At 56.9% G+C, this 513-nt stretch carries 1 pseudogene; it reads left to right on the top strand.

The annotated features are described in order from the left end of the window. Positions 1-513 (top strand): annotated as a pseudogene (locus MWU62_RS18850) (IS3 family transposase); the annotation flags it as partial.

Here is a 513-nt window from a genome sequence, read left to right as displayed (position 1 = left end):
GGTGCTGTCAAAAAAGCTCGAAGCCTTGTACGGCGAAGATCCGGACAGCGACGAGGATATCTGACACCGCTGGATGAACGTGCAAGGCTCCTGGAACTGTTCGATGAAGCCGTTGCCGGTGGTGCAGCCCGATACAAGGCCGCCGAATTGATCGATATGAGTGAGCGCACATTGAAGCGTTGGCGAGGTGCTAATGGCGCCGTTGCAGAAGATCTGCGTCCGGATGCAGAGCGGGCTGAACAGCCCCATAAACTCACGCAGGCCGAGGAAATGGCCATCCTGAGTGCGTGTAATCAACCCGAGTACCGGAGTTTACCGCCCTCCCAGATCGTGCCGTCGCTGGCCGACAGGGGGCTTTATCTGGCATCGGAATCCTCGTTTTATCGAGTGTTAAAAAAGTATCACCAACAGAGCTACCGAGGGCGCATGAAGCCCCCTCGCAAGGTACCGGAGCCGACCAGCTTCACCGCAACAGGCCCGAACCAGGTGTGGAGTTGGGACATCAGTTATTGT

It is taken from the genome of Marinobacter sp. S6332, assembly GCF_023016045.1.
Classification (GTDB): domain Bacteria; phylum Pseudomonadota; class Gammaproteobacteria; order Pseudomonadales; family Oleiphilaceae; genus Marinobacter.
This window is presented reverse-complemented; position numbering and strand designations above follow the sequence as displayed.